Here is a 17,817-nt window from a genome sequence, read left to right on the forward strand (position 1 = left end):
TTCCTTCATGGCTTTGTTCAGCGTGCGAACGCTTGGATTTCCGGAGATTCGTCGGGACGGCCGGCCGTGCCAGCTGGCCTTGCGCAAGGGCCTGGCTCTGCTGGTCTATCTGGCCGAAGCGAAGACGCCGGTCGGGCGCGACGCCTTCGCCACGATGCTGTGGCCGGAAGGCTCCGAAGAAGTCGTGCGGGCGCGGCTGCGGCGTCTGTTGCATCGTCTCCAGCTCGCGCTCGGCGAGAGCGTTTTGACCATCGACCGCTCGACGGTTCGATGGTCGGAATCGATCGACCTGCGAGTGGATTCACGGCTATTCGAAGAGGCCTGCGACCGCGGCGAGTTCGAGCGGGCGTGCCGCGAATATTCGGGCGACTTTCTCGAGGGTTTTTCGCCCGGCGACTGCCCCGAGTTCGACGAGTGGGCTTTCTTTCGCCGCGAAGCGTTGCGGGGCCGGGCGATCCAGGCGCTCGAGCGAGTGGTGCAGGACAAGAATGCGGCCGGTGATTATGCTGCGGCGGCCGCGCACGCCGGCCGTCTTGTCGAGTTCGATCCGCTCAGTGAAGTGTACGGCCGTCATCTCATCCGCAACCTTCTGCTTGCCGGAGACCGGGCCACGGCCCAGCGGCACTTCGAGGCGCTGACACGTCGCCTTCGCGACGAGCTTTGCGTGACGCCCGAATCCGAGACGCGCGCGCTGCTGAGCGACAGCGCAACGTTGACCATCGACGATCCGCCGTCGACGCGCTACGTGAGCGGCGGTGGCGTCCATCTCGCGTACCAGACCTACGGCGTCGGCCGGATCGATGTTCTGCTTCTGCCCGGTTTCGTCTCCCATGTCGAGCGGGTGTGGGAGGAGCCGCGTTGCCGGGCGTTTCTGTCCGCCCTCGCCAGCATGGGCCGTCTCATCCTGCTCGATCGTCGCGGTGTCGGACTCTCCGATCGCGTTGGGTTCAATCCCGGCGTCGACGCAACCGCGCAGGACATCGGCACGGTACTCGACGCCGCCGGCAGCCGTCGGGTCGTTCTGTTCGGCGCGTCGGAGGGCGGGCCGGCGTGCATCAAGTTTGCCGTCGATCACCCCGATCGCGTCGCCGGCCTCATTCTGTTCGGCTCCCTGGCGAAAGGGACCGCGACGCATGACTATCGCCACGCGCTGCTGGCAGATCAGTATGACGAGTGGCTGCGGCAACTCATTGCAAGCTGGGGCGGGCCTGCGGGCATTGAGACATTCGCGCCGAGCCTGTCCGGCGATCCTCAGGCGAGAGCGTGGTGGGCAGGCATGCTTCGGGCTGCGTCGAGCCCGGGAGCCATCAAGGGCGTGCTGGAGGCGTTGCGCGATATGGATGTGCGGCATCTTCTGGGCCGGATTTCCGTCCCGACGCTGGTGCTGCACCGTTACGACGACCGCGCCGTTCGCATCGGCGCGGGCCGCCATCTCGCCAGCCATATCGCGCATGCGCGATTCGTCGAACTCGATGGGGCGGATCACTGGGCTTTCGCCGGAGATCAACGACCTGTCCTGGACAACGTCAGGCAGTTCGTCGAAAGTCTTGCGGCCTAAGTGCGAATGGAGGGCACACAGACTAGTTATGAAGACATTGTTGATCGTCTATCACACGATGACCGGCGGCACGCAACAAATGGCCGAGGCGGCCGCTGCCGCCGCGCGAGAACAATCCGGTGTCTCGGTCAATTTGAAGCAGGCCATAGAAACAGGCCCGGAAGACGTCCTTTCGGCCGATGGTTACCTGTTCGCAACGCCGGAAAATCTCGCGACGATGTCGGGTCTGATGAAGGACTTCTTCGATCGCTGCTACTACACGGCGCTCGATCGCCTGAACGGCCGTCCCTACGCGGCGATGATCTGCGCAGGTAGCGATGGACAAGGCGCGTTGCGCCAGATCGAACGTATCGCACTGGGATGGCGTCTAAACGCGGTGGCGCCGGGAATCATCGTCTGTACGCATGCACAGACGCCAGAGCGCATTCTGGCGCGCAAGGTCATCGGTAGCGCCGATCTTGCGCGCTGCGCGGAGCTTGGCGCGGGATTGGCGGCCGGTCTTTCGCTCGGCGTGTTCTAGCGTCGCATCGACCTTTAGAGGCGCGACAACCCGGCGGTTCGATATGAGCGGTTCAGGCCCTCTGCAAGATGTCCATCGCCGTCTCGGTATCCTGCAAGGAATCGACGGCGATATAGGCGATGAACTGTGAGCCAAGCACCGCGGCGGACACACCGCGAAGGTTGACGCCACCATCGGCAAGCATTTGAGTTACTCGCGCGACGATTCCCAGTTGATCCATACCCATCACACGGACGGAGTGAAGGCTCGGAGTCACGCTGAATCCCGCCTGCGTAGCGGCACGGATCTCGCTTTCGCCCTGCAATGGTGCGACGAATACGACGCCCTTACCCGATGCTTCAGGCGTGCGCCGCGCGACGACGAATTGCAGATCGACGCCAGCATCGCGCAATGCATTCAACACCTGTGCAAGGCCGCCCGGTTTGTCATCGATGGTGGCGGCCCAGACATCGACACGTTCGACGTGCAGTTCCATGGCAATTTCTCCCGACAATCGCATTGCAAATCAAAATCTAGTTCATCGATCGCGTGCGAACAAGAAACCGAGTTAAGCGACGCGCGAAGACTGGCGGTTACGCATCAGGAGCCTGCGGCCTCGGTTGTGCGGTGTTGTCATCCGTGGAATAAGCAAAAACTTATAGGTCGGCGATAAATACTAAATAGTGTAAATATTTTTGGGACCTTATATTTTTTGTCGACGTCAAACGAGCCGGCCCACGGCGACGTGCACGCATTCAACGATTCTGAGAGGCAAGCAATGGCAATCGACGCGATCGTAGCGAACATGGACCCCGTATGGACCAGCACTGTCGAAGACACGAAGCCGGCAGTGAGATACGAGCAGAGCGCCGCGCTCAAGCGCTTCCTGCAAAGCGTGCGGGACGACGGTTATCCGCTGCTGCTCATGAGCGAGCTCAACGCGGAGACGCTGAACGACGCCATCAGCGAAACTCTCGGTGACGACGGCATTACATACTTCTCATCGATCCTGTCATCGAGCGCATGCATCTCGCGCTATGAGGTGGCGCTTCATACGCTCGCGACGCCCGCGCACCGCGTGGTCGCGGTGGGTGTCGATGAACGTGAAATGGAAGAGGCGCGTAGCTCGGGCATCACGCAGTGTGTGCCTTTGAGCGATGCATTGCGCCGCGGCGACGCACGGTTCGGTCCGTCCGATCGCAACGAATCGGTGTAAAGCACTCAGTCTTTTTCAGGGTAAGCAATATAACGGATGATCTTCCAGCTACCGTCAGGCTGGCGGCCGAATACGTCGAGGCCCGTCTCATCGTTGGACTCCTGCTTGCCGTCCTTGGTAACGATCGATCTCCATGTCAGGCGCACGATCGCGAGGTCGCCGGAGACGATGATCTCCTTGATCGTGAGGTCGTAACGAAGCGTTTGCGCAGGGTCGGCCAGCGCGTGGTGCAGACGGGCACATAACATCGGATAGGAACGCTCGGGCGCGCCGTAGAAATCGTAACGAAGATCGGGCGCGAAGAGGTCGCAGATATGCGCGGCACGTCGAGCGTTGAAATCTTCGCGCCACTGTGTCAGAGCGGAGCGGATGGTGCTCGCGGGATCATCGTTGACTGTCGCTGCGTTCAGCGCGCAAGAGAGTGCGGTGAAGATAACGCCGACCGTGGCGATGCGGAGTATCCGTCGAGTCATTTCGGCTCCTCTTTTATGCGTGCGCGGGATCGTTAGGATTCCGCAGGTAATCGCAGGACACGGCACTACTGTCGATGCACAAACACGAAGTCCAGTTCGCTGGTCAAGGCACGCCGTTTCGGCAGTATTGAGCGAAGCCGGGCCGGTCGAAAAGACGTTCCAGATACGCGGATACGGCGGGCAACGCCGGATGGTCGAACGGCGTTTCAAGCCAGCGATTCACGGAAAGCGCAATCGGAATATCGGCGAGGGAGAATCGCTCTCCCGCTACGAACGCTTCAGTTGCATTTAACTGTCCGTTCAGTATCTCCATGTTTCTGTTCCATGCAGCGATCGATTGGGCGGTCTCTTCCGCCGCGCGGTGTGTCGGCGACTGCCGAACCAGCGCAAGGAACGCGTAGCTCCACGAGCGGTTCAAGTCTGTTGCTTGCCAATCCATCCACTGGTCGACACGGGCACGCATCTTCGGCTCCGCTGGATACAGGTGCAGACCATCGTAGCGTGACGCAAGGTATCGGATGATGGAGTTTGACTCCCACAGAATGAAGTCATCGTCCTTCAGCACGGGCACCTGGCCGTTCGGATTCAACGCAAGAAAATCGGGCGTCAGCGTGGACCTGAATCCGCTGCCCCAATCCTCTCTCTCGAAAGGCAGGTGCAACTCGGTGCAGGTCCATAGCACCTTGCGCACATTGATCGACGAAGCCTTACCCAGGATGTTGAGCATGGAGAGTCCTGAAAGCGGAGGGTTCGCGTCACTGTAGACCGCGTTTCGATGCGAACGCAATGCACAGTTTTGCGCGATACCGCCGCTTCAGTCCGATTCGTGGACGACCTGATGTAGTTCTCTAGTAAGGCCTGTTTTACGCATTCTTGCGGCGACTTGTCGCGGATTCGGTCCAACGGACCAATTATTATTTGCTTGATCCGTCAACCATTGCCCAGGCCAAAAATATCCAAAGCAGCGTGACGGTCCCGGTACCCATCAGGGCCCGGCACTTGAAGAGATTCGAGTCATGGCAACGCGTCATCCCCGCAGCTCGCCGGCCAGAAGTTATACGGGCGTCAGCACGCAAGTCGTTTTAAGCCGGACTGCGCAGATTCTCGGCGTGCACCCGATGATCATCGGGGTCCTTGGCACCGGTCTTGCGATTGGTTTGATGACCTTAATGCTCGATGCGGTACAGATGAGTCTCGGCGATGCAACGGTGCTCGTGCTCGCGGTGACGCTTGGGTTCGTTGCTGTTTGCGCCTCCTGGCTCCTTGCATTCATGCTTCGTGAGCAGGTCAGCAAGGAGACCAAGCTCAGGCGCTTATCATCGACCGACCCGCTTACCGGGCTTGCCAATCGCCGCAGCCTCGAACTGCATCTTGCTCAGGAGTGGGACAAGGCGCGGGAACGTGGCTCGCCTCTTTCCGTCCTTTTCATCGACATCGACCACTTCAAGCGATTCAATGACACGCTCGGACATGCTGCCGGCGACGAGGTGCTCATCGCGGTCGCGCACTGTGTTCAGCGGGTGGCTCGTCGGTCCGTCGACTTTGTCAGCCGGTACGGCGGTGAAGAATTCGTGGTGGTCTTGCCCAAGGTGACGGCCGAAGCAGCATCGGCGATGGCCGATGCGATCAGGACGGAAGTGCAGGGCATGAAGCTTCCGCTCCTCACGGGCAAGGATCAATGCATCACGGTATCCATCGGTGCTGCGACATGCGATCCGGATGACGACTTCGCGCCGATCCGCCTGGTCGAAGCGGCCGACGCGCAGATGTACGCCGCCAAAATGGCTGGCCGCAATCGCGTATGCGCTATCGCATTGGGCGAAGCCGCTGTAACGACTTGAGCGTTACTGTAGGCAAGGCAGCGCTTCAGGGCGACTCCTTTTCCCAACCCGGTCCGGGATCGAACGACTTCATCGCCTGCGCCTTTTTCGCACCGTCCGGGCCAAGATCGCGTTCATAGACCTGTCCGTCGTGACTGACCATAAAGCTCTTGATGCCGGTTTCCCCATAATGGGCGGGCCACGCGATCACGGCAAAGCCGCCGAACAGACGGCCGTTGACCATATAGTCGTATGCGCCGCCCGGTGCGTGAGACCCCTGGGCGCGGAGCAGCTTGTAGTGATAGCCGTAGTAGCCACCCTCCGATCTCGCACGGGCGCCGGCCGTCAGGAAGGCCGGACCGAGCGGGCTCGGTTCTTCATCGGTGCTGGTCGGCCAATACAGTCCGTCGTGCTTGCCGTTGCTGCTGGCGAACTTGTCGGCGTAGACATAGACCTTGTTGCCGTCGTGATACTTCGATGCGTAGTCACGTTGGGCATCGTAGATGGCGAGCATCGTCTGGATCACGGCAAGCTCGTTGCGTCCGATCTGCCGAAGGCGCATCTCGTCGGCGCCTGCGCGCATGTCGAATTCCCAGCCTCGCTGTGTTTTCACGAGCGGGATGGGCAGCGTCCAGCCATCGTTGCCGACGACGATCCGGGCGTGGTCGCTGTCGGTCGTCTTGATCGCGTGGGAAGCCTGCCACGCGGTCAGGAACTTGCTGCGGAGGTCCGCGCCGACCGAAGGAATCACGTCGCGAAAGTCGGCGCCCAGCAAAGCCTTGAGTTCGCCTTCGTCGTTGTCGGCGATCGCGGTTCCGAAGGCGTTCATCGCTGCATCGGGTGTCTGGAAGAACTTCTGCGCGCTTATCGCCGGAACCGGGATGACGGCAAGCGTAAGCGCGACGATCATCGTGGTTCCGGCCACGGCGAGGAGCGCGCGAATCTCAGGTAGTCTTTTCATGATCGCTCTCCTCATCGCCGTCCGCCGCCACGCCCACCGCCGCCACCGCCGCCGCCACCGCCATGACGCGCGCCGCCACCGCCGCCACGATTGAAGTTCGACGACTGGACGCTCGACTGTCCACGGTTGAAATCGCGTTGCGCCGCACCACCCCCGCCTCCGACGCCCTGAAATGCGGTGTCGCGCGCGCCGCCGGCGTATGCCCCTCGATTGCCTGCCTGCGCGCTCGCTGCGCCGCCACGGGCGGGCGATTGAGCGCGATCCGGCATTTGAGCCGCCCGATTGGCGGTCTGAGGACGATTGCCCGCCGCCGCCTGACGATTAGGCGTATTCGCTCGATTGCCCGCCGCCGCCTGACGATTGGGCGTGTTCGCGCGATTGCTCGCGCCCGCGGTATTTGCGCCGGCGCGGTTGGCGACGTTCGCGTTGTTTGCGCGGCCCGTCCGGTTAGCGGCTCCCTGGTTGCGTGCCGCCGACCGATCCGCCGTGCTCACGCGCTCGGGCGTAGCGCCGGTGCGTCCGCGATAGTCGCGTCGCGCATCGGCGCCTTGCACGCCGCGTGAGTACTTGTCGCGCGTCGCGTTATCGCGATAGGCAACGCCCTGGCGGTGCCCCGCGTCATGCTGCCACTTGCCGCCGCCTTGGACCTTGGTGCGATCGAAGTTGCGGTCGATGTTCGTCGCCTTGTTGATGTTGACGTTGACGTCGTTGTTGTTCCAGTTGCAATTGCTGAAGATCGCGCCCGCCGCGGCGATGCCCAGGCCCCACGCGAATCCACTCGCGAGGGCGGCTCCGGGGTAATAGGCCGGTGGCGGCGGCCAGTACGTCGGCGGGTAGGCCGGGGCGGGCCAGGCGCCATACACGACGGTCGGATTGTAGGAGGGCACATAGATGACCTGCGGGTCGGCAGGTTCGATGCGCACGATATTTTGCGTGGGAGGTGCCTGACCCGGCTGGCCGGTCTGGCTCGTGGCGGAACGTGGTTCGACACTCACTTTCTGCTGCGGGGTCGACTTCAGATGTCCGGAATCCTGCGCGCGAATCCTCAGGCGCTGCACCGCGGCGAGCACGTCGTTTGGCTGAGCGAGAAAGGCATCTCCGAGTCGCTGGGTCCAGTCCAGCTTGTCGTTCATCGGTACGAGCACCTGCGGAAACGCCACCAGGGATTTGACGCTGACGTCCCATGTCTCATTCTGGACGGCCTTTACCGCGGCGTCGCCCTTCACGTCCGGATGCGCTTTGACCCACCGGCCGGCGTGCACGATTTCCAGCGGATACGTCGAGGCCATCAGCACCTGCGACAACAGCGAATCGGGATAGAGCGCGATGGGCGCGACCAGCGCCTCCAGTTCCTCGGGCGGATATTGTTGAGCCGAAGGCTGGGACGTCGAGGCGGGCAACGGAGGCAACGCCGCAGCGGAGGCCGGAGCGACCTCCGAGGCCGGCGCCGCGACGGAGGCAGGGGCTGCTGCCGAAGCTGGAGCGGGCGTTGATGCGGACTGACTCTGAGCCGGCTGATCCTGTTGTTTCGAAGGGCAGCCTGTCAGCAAGACGAGGAGGCTTGCGCTAAGGAGCCGTCCACTCCATGTCGTCATGACCACCCCCGTTCAGTCCGTTGTCGGCAATACGGTCGCTCAGTGAATAATGGTCTGGCTCGTCGTGTCGGGTGAGCGGCCACACTATCAGCATAGGTCGGGTGGTCGTGTCTGTCAGGTTATCGCCGACACATCGTCTCGTTGAGACACGCACGCGTCCAGTTCCTTGAATTCACTCTGGTGTTCGCATACTGTGACCAAAGAAGCCGTCTGCTCTCTTGTGACGGGAGTGACGTAGCGGACCGCGATGACTTCCCTGAAGGAGATGAACGTGCGAGCTTCCGACATCATGACGACTTCGATCATTACGGCCAGCCCGGACATGTCGATACGGCACGCTGCGGGAATGATGGTGTTCGCCGGCATCAGCGGGATGCCTGTGGTCGACGCGTCCGGCAGGCTGCTCGGCATGGTTACGGAAGGCGATCTGATGCGTCGCGCGGAGATCGGGACGGGCGTCAAACAGCCCTCGTGGTGGCTCGAGCTTGCCGCGTCCACGACTGAACTCGCGAGCCAGTATGTGAAGGAACACGCGAGGAAGGTCGAAGATGTGATGACGACCGACGTCTCGACGGTGACCGAAACATGTCCCGTCGCCGATATCGCCGAGTTGCTCGAGCGTCGGCGTATCAAGCGCGTGCCGGTCATGCGCGACGGAAAGGTCGTGGGCGTGGTAAGCCGGGCCAACCTGATTCGCGCGCTCGTGACCATGGCGCCCGACGTGTCCACGGCGGCGGAGAGCGGCGATAACGCCATTCGCGAAGACGTACTCGCGGCCATGAAGGATCATCCCTGGGCGCTCGCGCGGGAAAACGTCACCGTCGAAAACGGAACCGTGCATCTCTGGGGGCCGGTCGTTCGTCCGGAAGAAGGCAACGCGATTCGCGTCGCAGCCGAGAACGTGCCGGGCGTGAGAGACGTCAAGACGCACTTCGGGCTTCCGCCGTCCGATTCGTCGTCGCGCTAGCAAAGACGAACTTCTTTATTAGCGTCGATCGCGCGAAACTGTCCACGACAGGTGCGCGAGTGTCAGTCGCGTTGTCGGTCGGCGCTTGACGAGCCGCACAAAAAACCAGTGACAAACGATGAACAATCAACTATCTACTTTGAGAGATTGAAATAGTTGGCGTGGTCCGATATTGCTTTCGCGGTGCGCAGCAAACTATGTAATACGCAGGCAAGACAATTCCGCGCATTGAGGGCGATCAAATGAACGAGATTCATGCGATGCGTGTCTTTGTGCGCGTAGCGGATACGGAAAGTTTCCACAGTACCGCTCGACAACTACGGGTCTCCAACGCGTTGATCAGTCGCGCGATCGCCTCGCTCGAGGCGCGGCTGAAAACCCGGTTGATCAATCGCACCACCCGCAGGGTATCACTGACCGAAGCTGGCGCGCGCTACCTCGAAGGATGTCGCACATTTCTGGAGGAGCTGGATCATCTCGGGTCTACCATCGCGCGTACGGAAGACGAACTCAGCGGCGCGTTGCGCGTCGTCGCTTCGACCGTGGTTTCACAGTTCACCTTGACTCAACTCGTCGACGGGTTCCGAAAGCGCTATCCGAGCGTAACGGTACGGCTGACGCTTGCCGAGCGGCATGTCCATTTCGTCGAAAATGGATTTGATGTTGGCATTGTCACGGGAATGGCGGATGACACCGCGGTCGTCAAGCGGACGGTCGGCGTCAATGCGTTTGTCCCTGTGGCCACGCCGGCATTTCTGCGCGAGCATGGCTTTCCTGCCACGCCGGGAGAGTTGCGCAGCCTGTCGTCGGTCGGATTGCAAGAGGAGATACGCAGTCAGACCTGGAATTTCCGTGACCGTCACGGCATCGTGGATGAAGTCACGCTCGCACCGGCGTACTCGGTCGATAACTGGTTTCTGGCTCGTCTCGCGACGCTGCACAGCATCGGGTTCTCGATCCTGCCAAGAGGCGTGGTGCAGACGGATCTCGACGACGGCATACTCGTTCGCCTGTTGCCGGACTATTCGATCGACGAGCCCGACATGCATATCTTCATTGCCTATCCGGCGCGTCAGCATTTGCCTCGCAAGACGTGCGCGTTCATCGAATATGCACTGGACTATCTGAGCCGGGAACTGGCAGTCTCGAATCGGCGAACTGAAGACATCGACACGTCGGCTCTGCAGCAACCGCGATCGCTTCCTGATGCGATAAGCGTCGCAGCGAATGCGATCTGACGGATAACGAAATAAATGAATAGTTGTTTTAGATCGGCCTAATGCTATGAACGGAGGCGGACATGAAGGTGAACCCACGTGGTTTCACAGGTCGCGTTCTTGCCGGACTGTTGTTGTCATGCACATGCGCCCATGCTGCGAACCTGAACTTCCTCAAGGACACGCCGATCAGCTATATGAAGCCCGCCGACCGCAAGGCGCTCAATCGCGCCGCTCAGGAAGCGCTCGATACGAAGAAGGACGGCCAGTCGATCAAATGGAACAACAATGGCACGGGTAACACGGTGCATATCGAAGGCACGGTCACGCCGCGCGACACCGTGAAGCGCGACGGCGGGACGTGCCGCAAAGTCACGCTCGTCGCGGTCGCGAAGGGACAGACGCAGACCTGGACGCCGACCGCGTGCAAGAAAGGGGGCGCGGAGTGGCGCATCGAGAAGCAATGACGCGCCGACCCTCAGATCGAAGATGTGCGATGCGCGCGCGCGGCGGCGCGATACGCATCGACCGCGCTGCCGATGGTCGGATGAAAGCACGCGTCGGGAAAAATCGACGTCAACTCGAAGCGTCTGAGCTTGTCGCGGACGGGGTCTTTCATCTCGGCGAAATGCAGCTCGATACCGCGTTCTCTCAACGCGCGATGCAGCTCGCGCAGCATGTCGGCGGACGTCACATCGACGCTCGTCACCGGCTCGGCAGTGACGAGGACGCGCTTCACCGGCGTCGGTGCTTGATTCACCGCTTCGATCACACGCTGCTGAAACAGCTCTGCGTTTGCGAAGAAGAGCGGCGCATCCCAGCGAAACAGCAGTAGTCCCGGAATCTGTTCCGCGTTGGGGTAGCGCTTCAGGTCGTGATAGCCGCGCAATCCCTCCACACGGCCGAGCACCGCGAAGTGCGGGCGCCAGCCGTCCCATAGGAACTCGATGACCGCGATCACCACGGCGATGCAGATGCCGGGTATCGCGCCGAACACGGCAACGCCGACGAAGCAGCACACGGAAAGCCAGAACTCCCATTGCTGGATACGATAGATGCGCTTCAGATCGCTGAATTCGAAGAGGCCGATCGCCGCCGCGATCACGACGGCCGCGAGCGCGCTATTGGGCAGATGCCGCAGAAGATTCGGCGCGGCGAGCAAGACGGCCGCGACGGCGAGCGCGCCGACGATGCCCGTCACCTGCGTGCGCGCGCCCGCCGCTTCGGCGACCGGCGTGCGCGACGAACTGCTGCTGATCGGAAAGCCCTGGAAAAGCCCGGTCGCGAGATTGGCGACGCCCAGCCCGATCATTTCCTGATTCGGATCGACTCGCATGTTGGCGCGTGCCGCGAAGGTGCGCGACAGCACGCTCGTGTCCGCGAACGCGATCAGCGCCACGGCGCAACCGCCGAGCACGATCCGGACGATATCCGCGCCGTTCGCCCACGGCAGCGACAACGCGGGCAATCCCTGAGGAATCGTCCCGAGCACCTTCACACCTTCGCGGTCGAGATGAAACACCATGACGCACAGGGTCGCGAGCACGACCGCGATCAGAATTCCCGGCACCTTGTCGAAGCGCTTCAGCAGCAGGATGAGCGCGAGACTGCCTGCGCCCACGGCAAAGCTGCTCCAGTTGGATTGCCCGGCCGCGATGGCTTTGACAAGTTCAAACAGATCGCGCAGCGGTCCGCGGTCCTCGATGGAGATCGCGAAGAGCTTGGGCAACTGGCTGATCAGCACTGTCAGCGCGATGCCGTTCATGTAGCCGTAACGGATCGGCTTGGACAGCAACTCCGTGACGAAGCCGAGCTTGAGCAGGCCGAAGACGATGCAGACGACGCCCGACACGATCGCCATCATGCCCGCGACTGCGATGGCGCGCGAAGGATCGCCCGACGCGCCGATCACGACGACCGCGAGGACGGGCGCGGCGAGCGCCGAGTCGGGACCGAGCACGAGAATCCGGCTCGGACCGAAGATCGCGTAGGCGAGCAGAGGCACGATCGTCGCGTACAGACCGCAGACGCCGGGCACGCCCGACGCCTCCGCGTACGCGATGCCGACCGGCACGAGCATCGTCGTCAGCACGAGGCCGGCGATGATGTCGTTCTTCAGCCACCCGGCGCGATAGCTCCCGAACATCGCGACAATCGGCAGATGGCGCATCCAGCGCTGCACCGTGCCGGTGACGACCTGTCGCGACCGGGGCGTGTGATCAGTCTGCATGGATCGGCATCGTCGAACGTTCAATGAAGAAAGCGCGCAAGCACGACGACGTATGCCGCCGTGATCGCGAGCTGACATAGCGTCACCGGAAGGCCATAGCGCAGGAACCGGCCGAAGCTGATCGGCGCGCCTTCCTGCGTGCAGATTCCCGCAGCCACGACATTCGCGGCGGAACCGACGAGCGTCGCGTTACCTCCGAGCGTCGCGCCGTACATCATCGCGATGAAGACGGGAATGACCGGCGCGGGCCACTGCGTGAACTGGTCCGACAAGGCCGATTCCGGCACGAATTCCGCCGTGACGAGATAGCCCTTGACCATCAGGATGGACGCGGCCGCGACCGGCACGTTCGCGAGCAGCGAAGAAAGCAGTCCGATCCCGCAGATCATCGCGAGCGCGACGAGCGTGAGGCGTGTGCCGAACACCTCGTATAGCTTGAGCGACATGACCTGCAGCAGGCCGGTCTTCGCCATGCCCTGCACGAGACAGAAGATGCAGGCCAAAAAAAGCAGCGTCTTCCAGTCGACATCGCGCAGCACGCGATCGGTGGGCTCGACCTTGAACGCGTACGCGACGAGCAGCGCAAGCGCGCTGGCGATCACCGCGACCACGGGCGGCACGATGCGCGTGGGCAACTCCTCGCCGAGCACGAAAAGCACCATCATGAGCGCGAGCACGAGGACCGCCAGCGCGGCGTAGAGCGGCCGCTTCAGTTTGGCCCGAGAAGTGCGGGGCGGCAGGGGCTTGACGCTGCGCCAGATGCCGCGCATCAGAACGGGCAGGAGCGGAATCACCACGCCGATCGCGAGCAGGCCGCCGAGGCTCGCACGCTTCAGATACTCGCCGAAGCTCATGCCGATCGAACTGCCGACGAGAAAGGTCGCCGGGTCGCCGACGAGCGTCAGCAGGCCGGCGGCGTTGCTGAGGAGGGCGGTCAGGATCATCGGCGGCACGATGTCGATGTCGAGCGCACGGGCGACGCGAATGATGATCGGAGCGAGCAGGATCACCGTCGTCGCATTGGGAAGCAGCGCGCACAGCGGGGCGACGATCACGATCAGCAGGAGCAGAAAGCGCTTGCCGCTGCCCGCCGTGGCCCTGAGATAGTAATCGCCGACGAGATCGAAGAGGCCGGTGGTCGCCAGTATGCGCGCGACGACCATGCCGCCGAACAGCAGGCTGAGCGGCCCCGCCGCGGTTCGCGCGGTCGCGAGCAGATCCTGTTCGTCGATGATGCCGAGCGCGATCAGCACGCTCGTGCCGACGAGCGCGGCGACGGCCATGTCGATCAGATCGAAGGCGATCACGAGGATCACCACCGAGAACACGCCGACGACGAGATAGATTTGCCAGTCGCTCATGATGGGCCCGCGCAGGCGTCATTGCATCGGCGGCGCGTACATCAGGCCGCCGCGTGTGTAGAGCTCGTTCAGGCCGCGATCGAGCTTGATCGGACTTCCGGTGCCGAGATTGCGGTTGAACATCTCGCCGTAGTTGCCGGCGCTCTTGAGCGCGCGAAGCGTCCAGCCAGGGCCGATGCCGAGCGTCGCGGTCACGCTCGGGTCCGGAACCAGCGCGCGAGCCACGAGCGGATCTCTCACGCGCTCGGCCTGATTCTGACGGGTCACGCCGAGTTCTTCCGCGGCGATCAGCGTGAAGAGCACCCAGCGCACGATGACGAGCCATGCGTCATCGCCGCCGCGCACGGCTGGCGCGTGCGGCTGCTTCGAGATTCGTTCCGACAGGATCGCGAGCGCCGATGCACCGCCGGGCGTGCGGCTGCGCAGCGTGGCGAGCAGGGATAGATCGGCCGTCACGGCGCGGCATCGCCCGGAGGTGAAAGCCTGCTCGAGTTCTGCCGCCGAGCCGAGCACCACCGGCTTAAGATCGAGCGCATTCGCATTCGAGTAGCCGACGAGATTGTCTTCGCTGGTCGTCTCACGTTGAACGCAGACGGTCACGCCCTTGAGGGATGCGAGCGTGCGAACGCCGCTCGACGTCGAAACCATGAAGGCCTGCGCGTCATAGAACAGCACGCCCGCGAATTGAATCCCGAGTGTGCCTTCACGCAAGAGCGTCCAGGTCGTGTTGCGCGCGAGCAGATCGATGCGGCCCATTCTGAGCGCCGGGAAGCGGGCGGACGCCCGGAGCGGGACGAAGGCGACCTTGTTCGCATCGCCGAGCGTCGCGGCGGCCACCGCGCGGCAGAAATCCACGTCGATGCCGGACCATTGTCCCGACGCATCCCGCTGGGAAAAGCCGGCGATGCCGTCGCTGACGCCGCATCGCAGGACACCTCGCGCTTCGACCTGCGCGAGCGTTACCGATCCCGCCGCGAAGGCGGGGACCGGCGCTGCCGGCAGCGCGAGCAGCGCGGCGCCTACGATCGCGATGAGATTCGCCGCAGAATTGCGCATCGTCTTCTCGATATGAAGACTCATGTTCACGTCGTCTTGTCACGCGGTTCGCCGTCCGGCGGGACACATGCCAGATTAGGTTGTAGACGAAAACTGGTCCAGTTCAAGCGTTCGTTTCTTCGAAGTCGCGCGCGTTGGCAGCCAAGAAGCAGGACGAGATCACGATCCAGTGAAGCATGTGCCTACGGGCTCCACGTTATCGACGCACGCCCGGCGCGGAATCTGTCTGCTCGCGACAAACCTTGAACCCTTTACGTATATCACTATGCTGTAAGAAGGCCGAAGCCCGATCCGCGCGTGAGCGGTCCCGGGTTTCCTGCGTTGTCCGCGCTCGATGACCCGAACGCCTCGCCGCGTCGAACAACCGCTTTCGTCAAGCGCGCCAGCCGCCGGTACAACGATGCAGATGCGTCGACGCAAGTTTTCGTGTCTGCGTTGGTTGCGAGCCGGTTCAGGAGAACAACGCATGACAAAGCTGCTGATCGACGTGGTCATCTTTCTTGCGTCGGCGCTGATCACCGTGCCGCTCGCCGTTCGCTTCGGCTTCGGCGCGGTGCTCGGCTACCTGCTTGCGGGCGTCCTGATCGGCCCGTGGGTACTGAGGCTCGTGACCGATGTCGACGCGATCCTTCACTTCTCCGAGCTGGGCATCGTGCTGATGATGTTCGTGATCGGACTCGAAATGAAGATCGACGCGTTGTGGGCAATGCGCCGCACCATCTTCGGCTACGGGACCATGCAGATGACCGTTTGCGCCGCCGCGCTGCTGGGCGTTTTCATGATGCTGGGGCTGCCCTGGCGCATTGCATTGACGGGCGGCCTTGCGCTGTCGCTTTCGTCGACGGCGATGGTCATGTCCGAACTCCAGGAGCGCAAGCTCATGGACATGCCGACGGGCCGCGCCGGGTTCGGCATTCTGCTGTTCCAGGACATGGCCGCCATTCCGCTGATCGCGCTTCTGCCGCTGCTCGGGCCGACGTTGCCCATGCCCGCCGCGGAACCGGGCTGGCTCCTCGCGCTGAAGGCGCTCGCCATGCTGGGCGCAATCGCGCTCGTCGGGCGCTATCTGCTGAACGCCGTGCTGCGGCTCATCACCAGCACGGGCGTCCCGGAGATCTTCACCGCATTCGCGCTGCTGTGGATCGTCGGCATCGCGCTTCTCATGCAGAGCGTGCATCTGTCGATGTCGCTGGGCGCGTTCGTCGCGGGCGTGCTGCTCGCCGATTCCGACTTTCGTCACGAAATCGAAGTCGATATGGCGCCGTTCAAGGGCTTGCTGCTCGGTTTGTTTTTCATCGCGGTAGGCATGTCGATGGATTTCAGCGTGCTCACGCGTGAGCCGGTGCGGGTAGCGGTGCTCGTCGTCGCGGTGGTCAGCGTGAAGGCGGTCGCGCAGTGGTTCCTTGCGCGCCGCTTCGAAGTGCCGGCATCGCACCGGAGCTTCTTCGCCATTCTGCTGTCGCAAGGCGGCGAGTTCGCGTTTGTCGTGATGGCCGCGTCACTGGCGGCGGGTGTCATCGATCAGCGTCAGGCATCGCTCGTCACGCTGGTCGTCGCGCTCTCGATGGTCTCCACGCCCCTGTTGCTGCTCGTGCACCGCCGGCTGTCCGAAGCGACTACGCGGGCTCGGGCAGGGTAAGCGTGTTTCCTCGATCACCGCATTCATACCGCGATCGCCGGCTTCATGCGCCGATTTGTTCTGGAAGTCATGCTGCCCGTCCCGTATTCGAACGGGTCAACGCGAGGAGGCACGAAAATGCTATCGCCGATTTCTGAGCGCACGCTCTCCAGGGAACTGCTCGATGTTCTGATACGCGCCGGTCTCGTCGCCGTTCTGGCGGTCTTCTGTTTTCGGGTATTCGTGCCGTTCCTCGACCTGATGGTCTGGGCGCTGATTCTCGCGGTCACGCTGTACCCGCTTCAGGTTCGGCTCCGCGGCGCGTTTGGAGGCAAGGACGGTCTGATCGCCACGTTGATCATCTTCGTCGCGTTCGCCGTCATCCTCGTGCCGACGTACCTGCTCGGCGTGGCGGTTGCGACGTCCATCGAGCGCGCGATGGGCGTCGTCAGGAGCGGCACCTTCCAGATTCCGCCGCCCGCGGAATCGGTGGCCGCGTGGCCTCTGGTCGGTCAGCGGGTGTACGACTTCTGGGCGCAGGCATCGACGGATGTCTCGGGTCTTGCGCAGAAGTTTGCGCCGCAGATCAAGGAAGCCGGTCTTGCCGTGCTCGGCACGATCACGGGACTTGGCGCCGGGCTGATCGTGTTCTTTCTCGCGCTGATCGTCGCGGGTATCTTCATGGCGCATGGCGAGAAGGGTTATGGCAGCGCCGTGCAGATCGCCTCGCGCATCTCCGGGCCCGAGAACGGCCAGCAGATCGCGGATCTTTGCACGGCCACGATTCGCGCGGTGGCGCAAGGCGTGGTCGGGATCGCGTTCATCCAGATGCTGTTGATCGGCATCGGCTTCGTCATCATGGGCATTCCCGGCGCGGGGCTGCTCGCGCTCGCCGTGCTGCTGATCGGCATCATGCAGTTGCCGGCGACGTTGATCACGATTCCCGTCATCATCTTCGTGATCGTGACAAATGGCGTGAGCACGGCGACGATCGTCTTCTCGGTCTATACCTTCATCGCCGGTCTCGCCGATAACGTGCTCAAGCCGATGCTGCTGGGTCGCGGCGTCGCGGTGCCCATGCCCGTGGTGCTGATCGGCGCGCTCGGCGGCATGGTGACGGGCGGCGTGATCGGCCTGTTCATCGGTCCCGTGATGCTCGCGGTCGCCTACAAGCTGTTCTGGCGGTGGGTGAAACAACAACCGTCCCTGGAACCCCCGCAACAACAGGAGCGGCTCTGAGAGGTCG

Annotated in this window: 17 protein-coding genes; 9 read left to right on the top strand and 8 right to left on the bottom strand. The window is 62.7% G+C overall.

Annotated features, from left to right (window positions below; genetic code table 11):
* Positions 1–7 precede the first annotated feature (7 nt).
* Together IAG25_RS01565 and IAG25_RS01570 are read left to right on the top strand one after the other, a co-directional pair.
* Positions 8–1,558 (top strand): alpha/beta hydrolase, encoded by a 1,551-nt coding sequence (locus tag IAG25_RS01565; protein ID WP_187603202.1) that lies wholly within the window; start codon positions 8–10, stop codon positions 1,556–1,558.
* A gap of 28 nt (positions 1,559–1,586) precedes the next feature.
* A complete protein-coding gene (locus IAG25_RS01570) occupies positions 1,587–2,078 on the top strand; it encodes a flavodoxin family protein (RefSeq protein WP_187603203.1) in 492 nt (163 codons plus the stop codon).
* A 52-nt stretch (positions 2,079–2,130) separates the two neighbouring features.
* Here the strand turns inward: IAG25_RS01570 and IAG25_RS01575 are convergent, their stop codons facing one another.
* On the bottom strand, positions 2,131–2,553 hold the full coding sequence (locus tag IAG25_RS01575) for an ACT domain-containing protein (RefSeq protein WP_187603204.1): 423 nt from the start codon (positions 2,551–2,553) through the stop codon (positions 2,131–2,133).
* 282 nt (positions 2,554–2,835) lie between these two features.
* On the opposite strand from IAG25_RS01575, the gene IAG25_RS01580 reads away from it, so the two are divergent.
* On the top strand, positions 2,836–3,273 hold the full coding sequence (locus IAG25_RS01580) for a hypothetical protein (RefSeq protein ID WP_187603205.1): 438 nt from the start codon (positions 2,836–2,838) through the stop codon (positions 3,271–3,273).
* Positions 3,274–3,278: 5 nt separating this feature from the next.
* On the opposite strand, the gene IAG25_RS01585 is transcribed toward IAG25_RS01580, so the two are convergent.
* Entirely contained in the window at positions 3,279–3,746 is a 468-nt protein-coding gene (locus IAG25_RS01585) for a YybH family protein (RefSeq protein ID WP_187603206.1), read from the bottom strand.
* Between the two features lie 103 nt (positions 3,747–3,849).
* Positions 3,850–4,473, bottom strand: a complete 624-nt coding sequence (locus tag IAG25_RS01590; protein ID WP_187603207.1) for a glutathione S-transferase family protein — start codon at positions 4,471–4,473, stop codon at positions 3,850–3,852.
* A gap of 289 nt (positions 4,474–4,762) precedes the next feature.
* Between IAG25_RS01590 and IAG25_RS01595 the strand changes: the two genes are divergently transcribed.
* Positions 4,763–5,587, top strand: a complete 825-nt coding sequence (locus IAG25_RS01595) for a GGDEF domain-containing protein (protein ID WP_187603208.1) — start codon at positions 4,763–4,765, stop codon at positions 5,585–5,587.
* Positions 5,588–5,612: 25 nt separating this feature from the next.
* On the opposite strand, the gene IAG25_RS01600 is transcribed toward IAG25_RS01595, so the two are convergent.
* Both IAG25_RS01600 and IAG25_RS01605 read right to left on the bottom strand, forming a co-directional pair.
* Positions 5,613–6,527: a DUF2950 domain-containing protein gene (locus tag IAG25_RS01600; protein WP_187603209.1), complete on the bottom strand. Its 915-nt coding sequence runs from the start codon at positions 6,525–6,527 to the stop codon at positions 5,613–5,615.
* 11 nt (positions 6,528–6,538) lie between these two features.
* Positions 6,539–8,122: a DUF3300 domain-containing protein gene (locus IAG25_RS01605; RefSeq protein WP_187603704.1), complete on the bottom strand. Its 1,584-nt coding sequence runs from the start codon at positions 8,120–8,122 to the stop codon at positions 6,539–6,541.
* Positions 8,123–8,387: 265 nt separating this feature from the next.
* Here IAG25_RS01605 and IAG25_RS01610 point away from each other — a divergent pair, with 265 nt between their 5' ends.
* The 3 genes from IAG25_RS01610 to IAG25_RS01620 all read left to right on the top strand — a co-directional run bounded on the left by IAG25_RS01610 (position 8,388) and on the right by IAG25_RS01620 (position 10,773).
* Positions 8,388–9,089 carry a CBS domain-containing protein gene (locus tag IAG25_RS01610; protein ID WP_222946371.1) on the top strand — a complete coding sequence of 234 codons (702 nt, stop codon included), beginning with the start codon at positions 8,388–8,390 and terminating at the stop codon, positions 9,087–9,089.
* Positions 9,090–9,331: 242 nt separating this feature from the next.
* Positions 9,332–10,327, top strand: a complete 996-nt coding sequence (locus IAG25_RS01615) for a LysR family transcriptional regulator (protein ID WP_187603211.1) — start codon at positions 9,332–9,334, stop codon at positions 10,325–10,327.
* Between the two features lie 62 nt (positions 10,328–10,389).
* A complete protein-coding gene (locus IAG25_RS01620) occupies positions 10,390–10,773 on the top strand; it encodes an RT0821/Lpp0805 family surface protein (protein ID WP_187603212.1) in 384 nt (127 codons plus the stop codon).
* An 11-nt stretch (positions 10,774–10,784) separates the two neighbouring features.
* Here IAG25_RS01620 and IAG25_RS01625 read toward each other — a convergent pair whose 3' ends face one another.
* From IAG25_RS01625 to IAG25_RS01635, 3 genes are read right to left on the bottom strand one after another with little or no spacing between them, the layout of a single operon-like run.
* Positions 10,785–12,536, bottom strand: coding sequence for a SulP family inorganic anion transporter (locus IAG25_RS01625; protein ID WP_187603213.1), 1,752 nt, complete (start codon positions 12,534–12,536; stop codon positions 10,785–10,787).
* Between the two features lie 20 nt (positions 12,537–12,556).
* Positions 12,557–13,897, bottom strand: coding sequence for an SLC13 family permease (locus IAG25_RS01630; protein ID WP_187603214.1), 1,341 nt, complete (start codon positions 13,895–13,897; stop codon positions 12,557–12,559).
* An 18-nt stretch (positions 13,898–13,915) separates the two neighbouring features.
* Positions 13,916–14,977, bottom strand: a complete 1,062-nt coding sequence (locus tag IAG25_RS01635; RefSeq protein ID WP_255503462.1) for an amino acid ABC transporter substrate-binding protein — start codon at positions 14,975–14,977, stop codon at positions 13,916–13,918.
* A gap of 442 nt (positions 14,978–15,419) precedes the next feature.
* Between IAG25_RS01635 and IAG25_RS01640 the strand changes: the two genes are divergently transcribed.
* Entirely contained in the window at positions 15,420–16,592 is a 1,173-nt protein-coding gene (locus IAG25_RS01640) for a monovalent cation:proton antiporter-2 (CPA2) family protein (RefSeq protein WP_187603215.1), read from the top strand.
* Between the two features lie 117 nt (positions 16,593–16,709).
* Positions 16,710–17,810 (top strand): AI-2E family transporter, encoded by a 1,101-nt coding sequence (locus IAG25_RS01645; protein WP_187603216.1) that lies wholly within the window; start codon positions 16,710–16,712, stop codon positions 17,808–17,810.
* The last annotated feature ends 7 nt before the right edge of the window (positions 17,811–17,817 follow it).

This window comes from Caballeronia sp. EK, assembly GCF_014384845.1.
In the GTDB taxonomy this organism is placed as follows: Bacteria; Pseudomonadota; Gammaproteobacteria; order Burkholderiales; family Burkholderiaceae; genus Caballeronia; species Caballeronia jiangsuensis.